Genomic DNA, 13,553 nt, shown 5'->3' with positions numbered 1-13,553 from the left:
CACACCAGGAAGATGATCACTCCGGCGAGGGTGCCGTACGTCTTGTTGTACGAACCGAAGTTCGCCACGTACAGGGCGAAGCCCGCCGAGGCGTACCGGCAGGTGCCGGTGGCGGCGCCGCCGGGAACCGGGGCCGAGCGGCTCGGGAACAGCCCCGGGTACGGCTCAGAGCGCGAAGAACGACGCGAGCAGCAGTGCCCCGCCGGCCGCCCCCGCTCCCCACGCGGCGCGGGTCAGCCGCAGGCCGCCGCCGATGACCAGGCCGGCGAGCAGCAGGGCGCCGCCCAGCGGGGTCCAGGCGTGGAGGATGCCGGGGGCTCCGGCGCGTACCGCTTCGGACGTGCCGGGCTTCAGGACGACCGGGAGGGCCGCGCCCTTCTCCACCGCGACCGACCTGTCGATGGTCACGCGGGAGTGGCGGGGTGCGGGTCCCTCGGGGGCGTACGGCCCCGTACAGGTCTCGGCGCCGCAGCCGGCGACGGTCAGCGTGCCGTGCTCGCGCCCCTTGGCCAGCATGACGTGCTGGGCCGTCTCCCAGGAGGAACGGACGCCGGCGACGAGCAGCAACAGGGCGATGCCGGCCATCGCCGCCCGTCGGACGTACAGAAGGGCTTGGATCCGCTTCGAGGCCATGGAGGGCGATCCTTGGCCATGCGGACACGCTTGGTCAACCTCTGCCCATTGATCCTCGGGGGTCGCCCTCAGGAGTTGTACGTACTCTGCGCACGCTCCAGGCCCTCGGCGACCAGGCACTCCACCGCGTCCGCCGCCCGGTCCACGAAGTACCCCAGCTCCTTGCGCTCCGTCGACGAGAAGTCCTTCAGCACGAAGTCGGCCACCTGCATGCGCCCCGGCGGCCGGCCGATGCCGAAGCGCACCCGGTGATAGTCCGGACCCATCGACTTGGTCATCGACTTGAGGCCGTTGTGGCCGTTGTCGCCGCCGCCCAGCTTCACCCGCAGCGCGCCGTAGTCGATGTCCAGCTCGTCGTGGATCGCGACGATGTTCGCCGTCGGCGCCTTGTAGAAGTCACGCAGCGCCGTGACCGGGCCGCCGGACAGGTTCATGTACGACAGCGGCTTGGCCAGCACCACACGGCGGCCGGCGGGACCCGGCGCACCCATACGGCCCTCGACGACCTGGGCCCGGGCCTTGTGCGCCTTGAACTTCGCCCGCATGCGCTCGGCGAGCAGGTCGACGACCATGAAGCCGACGTTGTGCCGGTTGGCCGCGTAGTCGGGACCCGGATTGCCCAGACCCACGATCAGCCAGGGATCAGCTGCGTCCGTCATCTGCATGTCTCCTTCATACGCCTTCACGCGCCCTCATACGCCAGCCGCCGTCCCGCGCGCAGAGGCGCGGGACGGCGGCTGGACGGCGAACAGCGAGGCTCAGGCCTCGGCGCCCTCGGCACCCTCGGCGGGCGCCTCCTCGGCCTGCGGGGCCAGGACCTGGATGACGATCGCGTCCGGGTCGGTCGCCAGCGTGGTGCCCTCGGGCAGCGGAACGTCCTTGGCGTGGATCGTGGCACCGGCCTCGAGGCCCGCGATGGAGACCGTGACGGACTCGGGGATGTGCGTGGCCTCGGTCTCGACCGACAGCGTGTTCAGCACGTTCTCGAGCAGGTTGCCGCCCGGGGCCAGCTCGCCCTCGGTGTGGACGGCGACCTCGACCGTGACCTTCTCGCCCAGCTTGACCGCGAGCAGGTCGACGTGGGTGATGGTGCGCTTGATGGCGTCACGCTGGACGGCCTTGGGGATGACCAGCTCGGACTTGCCGTCGACGTCGAGGCGCAGCAGCGCGTTGCTGGTCTTGAGCGCCATCATGAGCTCGTGGCCCGGCAGGGTGACGTGGACCGGGTCGGCGCCGTGGCCGTAGATGACGCCGGGAACCTTGTTGGCACGGCGGGTCTGACGGGCAGCACCCTTGCCGAACTCGGTACGTACTTCAGCGGCGAGCTTGATCTCGGCCATGGCTGCACTCCTCGCGGATGACGAAAAACGGAAGGGTCACCCGGCCACGAAACGGCCTGCTACGAAGAGCGCGTCGATAACGGATCCGCCGTACCGCATGAGTACGGCCTCCCTCGCCGAGCAACTCGGGGAGTCTACCCGGCGGGGAGGCCGCACCAGAAATCGATCTTCGGATCAGCCTCGCGGCCGGACGGTCACGCCTGCTCCTCGAAGAGGCTCGTGACCGAACCGTCCTCGAAGACCTCGCGCACCGCGCGCGCGATCGTCGGCGCGATCGAGAGCACCGTGATCTTGTCGAGCTCCAGTTCGCCCGGCGTCGGCAGCGTGTCCGTGAACACGAACTCGCTCACCTTGGAGTTCTTCAGGCGGTCGGCCGCGGGACCCGACAGGATGCCGTGCGTGGCCGTCACGATGACGTCCTCCGCGCCGTTCTCGAAGAGCGCGTCAGCGGCGGCGCAGATCGTGCCACCCGTGTCGATCATGTCGTCGACCAGGACGCAGATGCGGCCCTCGACGTCACCCACGACCTCGTGGACCGTCACCTGGTTGGCGACGTCCTTGTCGCGGCGCTTGTGGACGATCGCCAGCGGCGCGTCCAGGCGGTCGCACCAGCGGTCGGCGACCCGCACCCGGCCGGCGTCGGGCGACACGATCGTCAGCTTCGAACGGTCGACCTTCGCGCCCACGTAGTCCGCGAGGACCGGCAGCGCGAACAGGTGGTCGACCGGGCCGTCGAAGAAGCCCTGGATCTGGTCGGTGTGCAGATCGACCGTGACGATGCGGTCCGCACCCGCCGTCTTCATCAGGTCGGCGATCAGACGGGCCGAGATCGGCTCGCGGCCGCGGTGCTTCTTGTCCTGACGGGCGTAGCCGTAGGACGGCACGACCACGGTGATGCTCCGCGCGGAAGCCCGCTTCAGCGCATCCAGCATGATCAGCTGTTCCATGATCCACTTGTTGATCGGAGCCGTGTGGCTCTGGATCAGGAAGCAGTCGGCGCCACGCGCCGACTGCTGGTAGCGGACGTAGATTTCACCATTGGCGAAGTCGAAAGCCTTCGTCGGCACGAGGTCGACACCCAACTGGTGCGCGACCTCCTCGGCCAGCTCGGGGTGGGCGCGGCCGGAGAAGAGCATCAGCTTCTTCTCGCCGGTCGTCTTGATCCCGGTCACAGCACTGTCTCCTCGGACGTGAATCATTGCTGCTGCGCCCACACGCCTTTGAATCGCATGCGAGCCAGCCGAATTGTGTGCACCTATCACGGTACGCCGTGAAAGACGCACCTGTTTCCGGTCAGCTTTCGCCGTCGGCCGTCACGGCCGCCGACTGAGCCGCCTGCGCGGCGGCGCTTCCCGGACGCTTGCGAGCCACCCAGCCCTCGATATTCCGCTGCTGGCCGCGGGCGACAGCGAGGGAGCCGGGCGGCACATCCTTGGTGATGACGGAGCCCGCCGCGGTGTACGCGCCGTCCCCGACCGTGACAGGAGCCACAAACATGTTGTCCGAGCCCGTCCGGCAGTGCGAACCGATCGTGGTGTGGTGCTTGGCCTCGCCGTCGTAGTTCACGAAGACGCTCGCGGCGCCGATGTTCGTGTACTCGCCGATGGTCGCGTCACCGACGTACGACAGGTGCGGCACCTTCGTGCCCTCGCCGATGACGGCGTTCTTCATCTCCACGTACGCACCGGCCTTGGACTTCGCGCCGAGCCGGGTGCCGGGCCGCAGGTAGGCGTACGGGCCCACGCTCGCCCCCTCGCCGACCTCCGCGCGCTCCGCCACCGTGTTGTCCACCCGGGCGCCCGCGCCGACGACCGTGTCCGTCAGGCGGGAGTTCGGACCCACCTCGCAGCCCTCGCCGAGGTGGGACGCGCCGAGCAACTGCGTACCCGGATGCACGATCGCGTCCTGGCCGAATGTCACCGTCACGTCGATGAACGTCGACGCGGGATCGACGACCGTCACACCGCCGAGCATCGCGCGCTCCAGCAGCCGGGCGTTCAGCAGACCGCGCGCCTGGGCCAGCTGCACACGGTTGTTGATGCCCAGGATCTCCCGGTGGTCGGCGGCGACCGCAGCGCCCACCCGGTGGCCGGCCTCGCGAAGGATCCCGAGGACGTCGGTCAGGTACTCCTCGCCCTGGCTGTTGTCGGTGCGGACCTTGCCCAGCGCGTCCGCGAGCAGCCGGCCGTCGAAGGCGAACACCCCGGAGTTGATCTCGCTGATCGCCCGCTGCGCCTCGGTGGCGTCCTTGTGCTCGACGATCGCGGTGACGGCGCCGCTGACGTCGTCCCGGACGATCCGCCCGTACCCCGTGGAGTCGGGGACCTCGGCGGTCAGCACGGTGCAGGCGTTGCCGTCGGCGGCGTGCGTGCGCGCGAGACCGGCCAGCGTGTCGCCGGTCAGCAGCGGGGTGTCGCCGCAGACGACGACCACGGTCCCGTCGATCCCGCCGCCGAGCCGCTCCAGGCCCATGCGCACCGCGTGCCCGGTGCCCTTCTGCTGCTCCTGGACGGCGGTCACGACCTCGGCGTCGATCTCACCGAGGTGTGCCGCGACCTGCTCGCGGGCGTGGCCGACGACGACGACGAGGTTCTCGGGGCCGAGCTCCCGGGAGGCGGCGACGACATGGCCGACGAGCGAGCGCCCGCTGATCTCGTGCAGGACCTTCGGAGTGGCCGACTTCATGCGGGTGCCTTCACCCGCTGCGAGGACGACGACGGCGGCAGGGCGGGAGGCGCTCACAGTGATGCCCTTCGGCTTCGGGTGGTGGACACCCGCAGGATACCGGGGGGCCTCGGAGCTGAAACGCGCGCGGGTCCTGACCAGTGTGGTCAGGACCCGAACCGAAGTGCTCCCCTGCCAGGACTCGAACCCGGACATAAGGCACCAAAAGCCTCAGTGCTGCCAATTACACCACAGGGGAATATGGCCCTACGGACCGGACATTTAGCCGGGCCGCTGAATCGGCACCCAACACTATGCCGTACCAGGCGCCCTCTGTGCGACGGCGGAGGCCGGCGCTCTTCGCGGCGGCCCGCTCGCGGGGTCTTCCGAAGTCGGCGTACGCGCCGGGCACTTCTGTCGTGGGGGCGGTTTTGTTCGGTATGCGGACCCACGGGTCGAAAGCCCGGTCGATTCAGCGGTTCGTGTGGACACCACGCGTTTCGCGCGTGTGCGGCCGTCTCCCGCGCTCGCCAGGTCTCCGGATATTGGGTGGCGGCCGCCCGTAGGGTGGATGGCATGACCGTAACGGGGGCAGATCAGGACGCCCCGGGTATGACCGCCCGGCGCTACTGGTGGTGGGACAGACGGCGCAGTGCCGTCCTGGATGTGGGGCTGGCGCTGGTTTCGGCGCTCGAATGTGCGTTGGAGGGCGTGAGGTTCGCGGGGAGTGCGGGACTGCCGGTTCCGCTGGGGGTGGGGTTCGGGCTGGTCGCGGGGTCCGTGCTGCTGGTGCGGCGGCGGTGGCCGATCGCGGTGGTGCTGGTGGCGATCGCCGTGACGCCGGCCGAGATGGCGTTCCTGATGGGCATCGTGTCGCTGTACACGCTGGCGGCGTCGGAGGTGCCGCGCCGGATCATCACGGTGCTGGCGGGGATGTCGCTGGCCGGCACGCTGATCGTGACGTTCGTACGGACCCAGCAGGACGTGGCGAACGCGGCGGACGGGGATTTCGATCCCGGGCCCTGGTACGTGCCGCTGGCCTCGTTGTTCCTGTCGCTGGGGCTGACCGGGCCGCCGGTGCTGTACGGGCTCTATATAGGGGCCCGGCGGCGTCTGATGGAGAGCCTGCGGGAGCGCGCGGATTCGCTGGAGCGGGAGCTGTCGCTGCTGGCCGACCGGGCGGAGGAGCGGGCGGAGTGGGCGCGTACCGAGGAGCGGACCCGGATCGCGCGTGAGATGCACGACGTGGTCGCGCACCGGGTGAGCCTGATGGTGGTGCACGCGGCGGCGCTTCAGGCGGTGGCGCTGAAGGACCCGGCGAAGGCGGTCAAGAACGCGGCGCTGGTCGGTGACATGGGGCGGCAGGCGCTGACCGAGCTGCGGGAGATGCTCGGGGTGCTGCGTTCGGGGGAGCAGGCGAGGCCGGTGGCGTCGGGGGTTCCGCTGGCGTCGGTCGCGGCGGCCGCCGCCGCGGTCGCCGCCGCGGAGGCGGAGGACGGACCGTGCCTGGCCGATCTGGAGGCGCTGGTGGGGCAGTCGCGGCAGGCCGGGATGGTGGTGGAGTTCTCGTCGGAGGGCGAGCCGGTCGGGTGCGGGGCGCTGGTGGAGCAGACGGCGTACCGCGTGGTGCAGGAGGCCCTGACGAACGTGCACAAGCACGCGGCGGGGGCGAAGACGTGGGTGCGGCTCGCGTACCGCCGGTCGGAGATCGCCATGCAGGTGGAGAACGGCCCGTCGGACGGCGGTACGGCCGACGCGGGGCTGCCGAGCGGCGGCAACGGGCTGGTGGGGATGCGGGAGCGGGTGACGGCGCTGGGGGGCGTGTTCGTGTCGGGGCCGACGGACGCGGGGGGCTTCCGGGTGTCGGCGGTGCTGCCGGCCGGCCCGCGCGGGGCGTAACAGGCCGCGGGTCTCGCCCGGCCGCCGGCTCCGCGCCGGGCCGCGGCGCCCGGATGCGTGCCGGAACCGGTACCGCGCGGGCTTTCCCCGACGCACTCCTTGGCCCCGTGTCGCGTGTCACGGTGGCGGGAGGGGAGGTGTCGGGGCGCTCCCCGCAGGGCGTCGAACGCAGCCACCCCGCAGCGGATCCCGGTGCCCGAACGTTCGGCGCCCGAGGAGACGCCCCGGCACGGCACCGACCCCGAAGCCCTCGCACACCACGGGACGCCGTACCGCCCCGGCGCGGCCCCTACGCCGGGGCCAGCCGGCTCGGCTGGGTGCCGGTCACCAGGGTGCCCAGGGCCTGGTCGAGGTCGGGCCCCAGGTACCAGTCGCCGGTGTGGTCGAGGCTGTAGACGCGGCCCTGCGCGTCGATCGCGAGCACCGCCTGGCCGGTGTCCCCGTCGCTGCTGAGCTCCGTGCCGAGCGGACAGACCTCCGTGCCGAGCGCGCGGCCGAGGTCGGCGAGGGTGCGGGCGTGGTGGAGGCCGCTCAGCGGGTCGAAACGCACCGGTGTCGGCGCGATCTGCCGGCCGGATCCCGGCGCGGCGACGTGCAGGCCGCCGAACTCGGCCCAGGCTTCGACGGCGGCGGGGAAGACGCTGTGCCGGTGGCCCGCCGGTGAGGTGTGGGCGCGCAGGGTGTCGGCCCAGTACTCCGCCTGCCGCATGTCCCAGCGTCCCGGCTGCCAGCCTGCTGCGCGCAGGGCGGCGTCCACGGCCACCGGGAAGCGGGTGGTGCCGGTGTTGGGGCGGGCGGCGGCGGGGTGGGGAGTGGGGCCCGGCATCGGTTGCGGGTCAGCCCTTCTCGGTAGGGGACGCGGTGGGGTCTACGGGGCGTACGCCGAAATGGGCGAGCATCGGCGTACAGGAGCGGCACGGCGGGGCGTAGCTGCCGTGCAGCGGGTCGCCGTCCTCGCGGATGCGGCGTGCGGTGAGCTTGGCGTGCTTGAGCGAGCGGCGGGCTTCGCCGGTGGTGAGGGGTTTGCGGGAAGCGCGCTTGGAGCGTGAGCCTTCCACGGCGGTGATGTGCCGGGAGAGCAGGATCGCCTCCGGGCAGCGGCCGGTGAAGCGTTCTCGCTGGCCGCTGGTGAGGGTGTCGAGGAAGTCCTGGACGAGCGGGTGCAGCGGGGGCGGCCGGTCGCCCCGGCCGGCGGTGCACGTGAGGGTGTCGGCGCCGCGCACGGAGAGCGCGGCGGCGACCGTCGGCAGGATGCCGTCGCGGCGGTGGCCGAGGACGGGCGCGCGGGTGGGCTCGTTGCTGCTCCAGCTCAGGCGCGGGTCCCCGGCCGTCGTGGTCGCCGGAGGCGCGGTGGTCGCGGTGGTCGCCGTCGTGGTCGTGGTCGTGCCTGTCGGTGTCGTCGTAGCGGCTGTCTGTGCCGTGTGCATGGTGGTGCTCCCCTCCGTGCCCGCGGCGGTAGCCGCTGGTGTGCACGCCCCCGCGTTGCTGGGACAGCCTGCCAAATGTGTCCGGTGGTGTGGAAGCTGGGTCGGCGAATCGTGTACGTGTGTCGCCGGGTGGTGACCTGGGCGTGACGGTTCGTTACGCAAGGCGAGGGGCAGGGCCCCCTGTTGTCCCACCGCATAGGCTGTGGCGAACCAGCCAGCAGCAGCAGGGGGCAACCGCCATGACGACAGGTCGGCTCGGGCAGCAAGCCGCGCCACCGAACGCGGCCTACGCCGGGCAGGTCGTGCATTTCCCGGACCCGGTCCGGGCCTCTCGTCACCCCCAGGGTGTACGGGTTGACGAGGACGGCTTCCCGGTTTTCTCGCCGTACGCGCGTGCCGTCGCGGAGATCGCCGAGCCCCCGGAGGGCTTCGGCGTCGACGAACTGCGGCTCACGGACTACGTGTCCGCCAATGCGGCGCTGGCCGCCGACGGGCACGCGCTGTGGGACACCATTCCGGCGGTCGCCACCCCGCACGGCTGGACCTGGCACCACGTGGCGGGCACCCGGCGCATGGAGCTCGTACCGGTCGAGGTGAAGGCGCTGCTGCGGCATCACGGCGGGCTCGCGACGGCCGCCGTCGACCAGGGCAAGCGCGGCACGCGTCCGCTGCAGGAGACGCGGCCGGCCCACTTCGGGCTGCCGAAGGGTTCCGTGTCGGTGAGTGAGCAGCAGATCCTGGGTGTCGAGGAGGACCTCGGCTACCGGCTTCCGGGCGCCTACCGGTCCTTCCTGAAGGCGGCGGGCGGCTGCGCGCCGGTGGGTACGGCGCTCGACGCCGAGCTGGGGCTGCTGGTCGACCAGCCGTTCTTCACGGTGCGGGACGAGGCCGCGGTGAACGACCTGGTGTACGTCAACAAGTGCCTGCGCGACCACATGACCAAGGACTACCTGGGTGTCGCCTTCGTCCAGGGCGGTCTGCTGGCCGTGAAGGTCAGGGGCGAGGGCGTGGGGTCGGTGTGGTTCGTCGCGTACGACGACGCGCGCGACCGCGACGGGCTGACGGTGCACGAGCGCGTGGAGCGGCTCCTGCTGCCCTGTGGTGAAGACTTCGACGCCTTTCTGCAGCGGCTGGCGGGCAGTCCGCCGGAGCTGGAGACCGTGGCGAACCTGATGGTGGACGGCGGCTTCGCGCGCGCTGTCCCGGTGGAGGGGTGACGGCCCGATGGTGACCTTCGCGCAGGCGCAGGAGCGCGCGGAAGAGTGGGTCAACGGGGACGTGCCGGCGCCGTCGCACCGTGAGGTGCGGGTGCGGGAATTCGAACTCGGTTTCGTGGTGTGGGCGGAGGACCGTGAGAACGGCCCCACGTCGGACGGCGGGCGGCAGCGCCTGGTCATCGCCCGGGACAGCGGTGAGGCCACGCTGTGGCCCGGGCTGCCGGTGGGAGAGGTGATCCGCCGGTACGAGGAGGAGTACGGGGCGCCGGAGGCGTCACCGGCGGCGGACGCGGGGCCGGTTCCGGCGCAGCGGGTGGACCTGGAGCAGACGTCGTTCCTGCTGACGCCGCCGGAGTGGCTCCAGGAAGCGGCGGACGGTCTGGGTGCCCCGGACGGTGCCGCGCCGGGTTCGTCCGCCGGTTCACCGCCGGGTTCGTCCGTGGCGGGCGGGGCGGGTTCTCCGGGCGCGGCTCTGCCCCCGGAGGCCGGTGCGGGTTCTGCCGGTGCGGACGGGAACGCTTCGCAGGCCGGGCGGGGGACCGGAGAGGTCTCCTGGCCCAGTGCCGGTGCGGAGCGGGCGGACTACGAGCCCACCGCTTCCGACGGAGTGCCCGCGGCGCCCGCGGCGCCCGCGGTGCCCGCCGGGGCGACCCCCTGGTCCGGGACCGACACCACTCCGGCCATCGGTTCCGACGACGCGTCAGTTCCATTGCCGGCCACGGTTTTCGCGCCGCCGCTCTCCGGTTCCGACGAGGACGACTTCCCGCCGCCCGGTGTGGCGCCGGAGGCCAGGACGGCGCTGATGTCGGGCGGCAGCCAGTTGCCCTCGACCACGGTGGCTCCCGCCGTCCCCGGTGAGGTTCCGCAGCCGCCGGGGGCGCCCGCGCGCCCCGCCGGACTCGCGCCCGGCGCCGAGGAGATCGCCGACGCCGCGACCAGCAGGGCTCCCGTACAGCCGCCGGGTGCGCCCGGTGCGGTTCTGCCGTCGGCGCCCCCGGCCCCGCCCTCGGCGCCCCCGGCCCCGCCCTCGGCGCCCCCGGCTCCGCCGTCGGCACCCGACGGGCCCGGTGACCCGGCGGGCGGGTACGTACCGACGCAGCTCGTTTCGGCGCTCGGCCCCGACGGTCCGCAGCCTTCCGGCCCTCCCGGTCCGTCGGCTCCGCCCGGCCCGCCCACGCCGCCGTCCGGTGGCGGTGTTCACCATGCGGCGACGATGCTCGCCCACCCGAGCCAGGGCGGCGGCATGCCCGGCGCCCCGCAGCCTCCGGGCCCGCCCGGCCCGCCCGGTCCGCCCAGCCCTCCTGGTCCTCCCGCTCCGCCCGCGCCGCCGTCCGGCGGGGGCGTGCACCATGCGGCGACGATGCTCGCCCATCCGAGCCAGGGCGGCGGCATGCCCGGCGCCCCGCAGCCCCCCGGCCCGCCCGGCGGCGATGTGCACCACGCGGAGACCATGCTGGCCGGCCCCGGCCCCGGCCGGCCGGGACCGCCGGGTGCGCCGCAGCCTCCGGGGCCTCCCGGTCCGCCCGGGATGCCGCAGGGCGCCGCGCCGCAGCGGCCCATGCCGATGCCGCAGCCCGCGCAGCCGCAGCCCCCGGCCTACGGCTATCCGCAGCCCCGGCCGGCCGGGCTGCCGACGGTCGGCCCCGGCTACCAGGCCGTACTGCGCTACCGCGCCCAGGACGGCAGCGAGCAGCAGCTCATCCGCCGCTCCGCGCCCGGTACCCCGCACCCGGAGTGGCAGATCCTGCACGAGCTGCGCGCCATGAACGTGCCGCCGCAGCAGGTGCTGGAGCTGCACACGGAGCTGGAGTCGTGCGAGCTGCCCGGCGGTTACTGCGCCCGCATGATCCGCGAGACCTGGCCCCAGGTGCGGATCACGAGCGTGGCGCCGTACGGGAAGGACCACGCAGGACGTCAGCAGGGCATGCGGCACCTCCTCACCCACCAGGGCGAGTTGCACCAGGTCGCGGACGGCCCGGCGCGTCCCGCGCCGGTGCGGGCGCCGCTGCCGCCGCCGGGTCAGCTGATGCAGGCGCCGCCGATTCCGCCCGAGGGTGTCGCGCACGAGCTGATGGGTGCCTTCGGGCCGCAGGGCGTCTTCCGCTTCGACCGGGCGGCGGTGTCGCGCCAGGGCGTGCCGGACATCGTGGCGCACACGCTCGTGGTGGCGGGCCTGCCGGTCGATTTCGGGCCGTTCTTCTGGGCGCAGGCGGTGCCGGGCCAGCCGGTGCCCACGCTCGCGGAGCTCGCCGCGCAGCGCGGGGTGCAGCCGGCCGCGGACGCGGGCTCGTACCTCGTCATGGGCAGCGACTTCGGCCGGGCCCTCTGCGTCCAGTACGGCACGGCGAACATCGTGGCCGTACCGGTGGAGGCGGGCCCGGGCGGTCACCCCGCGCCGCCGCAGTTCGTGAACACCGGGCTGCCGGAGTTCGCGCGCTCGCTGGCGCTGCTCGGCCACATGTGGCGGCTGCGGTTCGGACTCACGCCCGAGCAGGCGGGCCGCTGGACGGTCGACTTCCAGGCGCAGCTGGCGGCGCTGGACCCGGTGGCGCTGGCGTCGCCGGAGAGCTGGTGGTCGGTGCTGCTGGAGCAGATGTGGGACGGCCTGCTCTGACGGCTCTCCGGCGGAGTTCCTGAGGGCGTACCGGGGCGCCCGGCCTGCGAAGGGCCGGGCGCCCCGGTCGTTCCCCGTACGACGGACCCCCCGCCCGGGACGGGGCGGCGGCCGGAAATCTCCTCGGCGCGCTGCGCGCGGACATTCCGATTCCGGCTTCTGGTGCCGACGGGCGCATCCTTGAGCGGAACGGTCGGGCGGAGTGTCGTGTTTTGCGCTGTCAACCCCATCCGTCAGGATTGCGCCGGATCGCGTTGTGTGTCGGAGAGAGGCATCAAGGATGAGCGCATCGGTTTCACCGTCACCTCACGGCTTCGTCGCCGTACGGGGCCGCGGCTACCGTCCGGAACAGGTGGAGCGGTACGCGGCCGGACTCTCCCAGGACCGCGACGCCGCGTGGGAGCGTGCCGCGTGCCTCACCGTCCTCACCAAGGAGATGGAGGCCGAGGCGGCGCGGATGCGCGAGCAGGCGGACGGGCTCGCTCCCCAGACGTACGAGGCTCTCGGCAGGCGCGCCCAGCACCTCCTCGCGGTGGTCGAGGAGGAGGCCGCGGAACTGGCGGCCGCGGCCCACGACCGGGCCCAGGAGATGCACGACGCGGTCGCGGGGGAGGTCGCCGCCGTCCGCGACGCGGCCCGTGCGTACGCGGATACGGTGCTGGCGGACGCCGAGGCCCGCGCCCAGGAGATCCTCGTCGGTGCCCAGTGCGCCGCCGAGGAGGTCAGGGCCGATGCCCGCCGGGACGTGAAGGAGTGGCGGAGCGAGGCCGTCGCGGCGCTGAGGGAGATGCGGCAGCACACGGCCGGCCTGCTCGCCGACCAGGAGAAGGAGCACGCGGAGCGCTGGGAGAAGGCCGAGCGCGAACACACCGGACGCGAGGCGGAGCTGGCCGCCCGCGAGGCCGAACGGACGGCCCGCGCCGAGAGCGGCCTCGCGGACGCGAAGCGGGTCTTCGCCGAGGCGCAGGAGGCCGCCCGCCACGGCCAGGAGGACGCGGAGGCACGCGCCGCCGAACTGCTCGTCGAGGCGCGGGTGCGGGAGGAGCGCGTCGTACGCGAGACGGAGCGCATCCTGCGCGAGCACGACGACGCCCGGGAAGAGGTGCAGGCCCACATGGCCCACGTACGCACCAGCCTGGCCGCCCTGACCGGTCGCGCCGCGGCGGAGGGCTGAGAGCGGCGGGCCGCCGTCCCGCGTCTCAGGCGGCCGGGCGGCGTCCCGTTTCTCAGGCGGCCGGGCGGCGGCCTGCCGGCAGTGCGCAGGCCGGTGTGGAGCCCGGCATCCGCTCGCGGTTGTTCGCGACGAGCCGGTACGCGCCGTGGGCGAGCCACCGCAGGGGCGGCAGCGTGAGCAGCGCCCCCAGCACGGCCCACCCCCGGCCGGCGTTCAGCAGCAGCTTGGCGACGCCCTGCGCGCCGCCGTGCACCGCCCCGGCGGGCGTGACCCACAGCACTTCGTACGCGGCCCGCTGCCGGGTGACGCCGAGGGAGTCCAGATCCGCGAACTGCCACGGGGTGATCTCGCAGCGGGGCCGCAGGAGGCGCTCGGCGAAGCTCACCGAGGCGGTGCAGAAGGCGCAGTCGCCGTCGTAGACGAGTACAGGTTCGGTCCGCATGGCTCCATGGTGCCGTGCCCGGCGGACTGCGGGAGGGCTGCCTCCGGGGCTGCTGGACGGGAACGCCATCGGCTCCATGCCCGCGAAGAAGGTGGCCAGGACCCTCGGGCTGCTGCCGCAGTCGTCCATCGCGCCGGACGGGA

Annotated in this window: 13 protein-coding genes, 1 tRNA gene and 1 pseudogene; 5 read left to right on the top strand and 10 right to left on the bottom strand. The window is 73.1% G+C overall.

Going from position 1 to position 13,553, the window contains the following annotated elements:
- The 7 genes from ACWD0Y_RS33970 to ACWD0Y_RS33940 form a co-directional block, all read right to left on the bottom strand.
- A partial coding sequence (locus ACWD0Y_RS33970; protein ID WP_450264119.1) for a YhjD/YihY/BrkB family envelope integrity protein occupies nucleotides 1–152 on the bottom strand: 152 nt, incomplete at its 3' end.
- Between the two features lie 13 nt (nucleotides 153–165).
- On the bottom strand, nucleotides 166–633 hold the full coding sequence (locus ACWD0Y_RS33965; RefSeq protein ID WP_450264118.1) for a hypothetical protein: 468 nt from the start codon (nucleotides 631–633) through the stop codon (nucleotides 166–168).
- A 68-nt stretch (nucleotides 634–701) separates the two neighbouring features.
- Nucleotides 702–1,292 (bottom strand): aminoacyl-tRNA hydrolase, encoded by a 591-nt coding sequence (gene pth, locus ACWD0Y_RS33960; protein ID WP_450264117.1) that lies wholly within the window; start codon nucleotides 1,290–1,292, stop codon nucleotides 702–704.
- Between the two features lie 99 nt (nucleotides 1,293–1,391).
- Nucleotides 1,392–1,973: a 50S ribosomal protein L25/general stress protein Ctc gene (locus ACWD0Y_RS33955; protein WP_450264116.1), complete on the bottom strand. Its 582-nt coding sequence runs from the start codon at nucleotides 1,971–1,973 to the stop codon at nucleotides 1,392–1,394.
- Nucleotides 1,974–2,167: 194 nt separating this feature from the next.
- On the bottom strand, nucleotides 2,168–3,145 hold the full coding sequence (locus tag ACWD0Y_RS33950) for a ribose-phosphate diphosphokinase (RefSeq protein ID WP_450264115.1): 978 nt from the start codon (nucleotides 3,143–3,145) through the stop codon (nucleotides 2,168–2,170).
- 121 nt (nucleotides 3,146–3,266) lie between these two features.
- Nucleotides 3,267–4,715 carry a bifunctional UDP-N-acetylglucosamine diphosphorylase/glucosamine-1-phosphate N-acetyltransferase GlmU gene (gene glmU / locus ACWD0Y_RS33945; RefSeq protein ID WP_450264114.1) on the bottom strand — a complete coding sequence of 483 codons (1,449 nt, stop codon included), beginning with the start codon at nucleotides 4,713–4,715 and terminating at the stop codon, nucleotides 3,267–3,269.
- Between the two features lie 109 nt (nucleotides 4,716–4,824).
- A tRNA-Gln gene (locus ACWD0Y_RS33940) sits at nucleotides 4,825–4,896 on the bottom strand.
- Between the two features lie 317 nt (nucleotides 4,897–5,213).
- On the opposite strand from ACWD0Y_RS33940, the gene ACWD0Y_RS33935 reads away from it, so the two are divergent.
- Entirely contained in the window at nucleotides 5,214–6,536 is a 1,323-nt protein-coding gene (locus ACWD0Y_RS33935) for a sensor histidine kinase (protein WP_450264113.1), read from the top strand.
- A gap of 289 nt (nucleotides 6,537–6,825) precedes the next feature.
- Here the strand turns inward: ACWD0Y_RS33935 and ACWD0Y_RS33930 are convergent, their stop codons facing one another.
- On the bottom strand, nucleotides 6,826–7,362 hold the full coding sequence (locus ACWD0Y_RS33930) for an SUKH-3 domain-containing protein (protein ID WP_450264112.1): 537 nt from the start codon (nucleotides 7,360–7,362) through the stop codon (nucleotides 6,826–6,828).
- 10 nt (nucleotides 7,363–7,372) lie between these two features.
- Nucleotides 7,373–7,963, bottom strand: coding sequence for a YwqJ-related putative deaminase (locus ACWD0Y_RS33925; protein WP_450264111.1), 591 nt, complete (start codon nucleotides 7,961–7,963; stop codon nucleotides 7,373–7,375).
- Nucleotides 7,964–8,202: 239 nt separating this feature from the next.
- Here ACWD0Y_RS33925 and ACWD0Y_RS33920 point away from each other — a divergent pair, with 239 nt between their 5' ends.
- From ACWD0Y_RS33920 to ACWD0Y_RS33910, 3 genes are all read left to right on the top strand, one after another.
- Complete coding sequence (locus tag ACWD0Y_RS33920; protein WP_450264110.1) at nucleotides 8,203–9,180, top strand: SMI1/KNR4 family protein; 978 nt, start codon at nucleotides 8,203–8,205, stop codon at nucleotides 9,178–9,180.
- Nucleotides 9,181–9,187: 7 nt separating this feature from the next.
- Nucleotides 9,188–11,794, top strand: a complete 2,607-nt coding sequence (locus ACWD0Y_RS33915; RefSeq protein ID WP_450264109.1) for an SUKH-4 family immunity protein — start codon at nucleotides 9,188–9,190, stop codon at nucleotides 11,792–11,794.
- A 280-nt stretch (nucleotides 11,795–12,074) separates the two neighbouring features.
- The gene (locus ACWD0Y_RS33910; RefSeq protein WP_450264108.1) at nucleotides 12,075–12,968 is read left to right on the top strand and encodes a cellulose-binding protein; all 894 of its coding nucleotides are present in this window, start codon (nucleotides 12,075–12,077) and stop codon (nucleotides 12,966–12,968) included.
- 52 nt (nucleotides 12,969–13,020) lie between these two features.
- On the opposite strand, the gene ACWD0Y_RS33905 is transcribed toward ACWD0Y_RS33910, so the two are convergent.
- Complete coding sequence (locus tag ACWD0Y_RS33905; RefSeq protein WP_450264107.1) at nucleotides 13,021–13,410, bottom strand: thiol-disulfide oxidoreductase DCC family protein; 390 nt, start codon at nucleotides 13,408–13,410, stop codon at nucleotides 13,021–13,023.
- Between the two features lie 49 nt (nucleotides 13,411–13,459).
- Here ACWD0Y_RS33905 and ACWD0Y_RS33900 point away from each other — a divergent pair.
- A pseudogene (locus tag ACWD0Y_RS33900) lies at nucleotides 13,460–13,553 on the top strand (ABC transporter ATP-binding protein); the annotation flags it as partial.

Source organism: Streptomyces altiplanensis, assembly GCF_053591575.1.
Note: the sequence above shows the minus strand (reverse complement) of the source record. Positions and strands in the feature narration are given on the sequence as shown.

Coding starts and splice junctions, on each gene's coding strand:
- ACWD0Y_RS33965 (WP_450264118.1), bottom strand. CDS start 633: ATGGCCTCGAAGCGGATCCAAGCCCTTCTGTACGTCCGACGGGCGGCG.
- pth (WP_450264117.1), bottom strand. CDS start 1,292: ATGACGGACGCAGCTGATCCCTGGCTGATCGTGGGTCTGGGCAATCCG.
- ACWD0Y_RS33955 (WP_450264116.1), bottom strand. CDS start 1,973: ATGGCCGAGATCAAGCTCGCCGCTGAAGTACGTACCGAGTTCGGCAAG.
- ACWD0Y_RS33935 (WP_450264113.1), top strand. CDS start 5,214: ATGACCGTAACGGGGGCAGATCAGGACGCCCCGGGTATGACCGCCCGG.
- ACWD0Y_RS33930 (WP_450264112.1), bottom strand. CDS start 7,362: ATGCCGGGCCCCACTCCCCACCCCGCCGCCGCCCGCCCCAACACCGGC.
- ACWD0Y_RS33925 (WP_450264111.1), bottom strand. CDS start 7,963: ATGCACACGGCACAGACAGCCGCTACGACGACACCGACAGGCACGACC.
- ACWD0Y_RS33920 (WP_450264110.1), top strand. CDS start 8,203: ATGACGACAGGTCGGCTCGGGCAGCAAGCCGCGCCACCGAACGCGGCC.
- ACWD0Y_RS33915 (WP_450264109.1), top strand. CDS start 9,188: ATGGTGACCTTCGCGCAGGCGCAGGAGCGCGCGGAAGAGTGGGTCAAC.
- ACWD0Y_RS33910 (WP_450264108.1), top strand. CDS start 12,075: ATGAGCGCATCGGTTTCACCGTCACCTCACGGCTTCGTCGCCGTACGG.
- ACWD0Y_RS33905 (WP_450264107.1), bottom strand. CDS start 13,410: ATGCGGACCGAACCTGTACTCGTCTACGACGGCGACTGCGCCTTCTGC.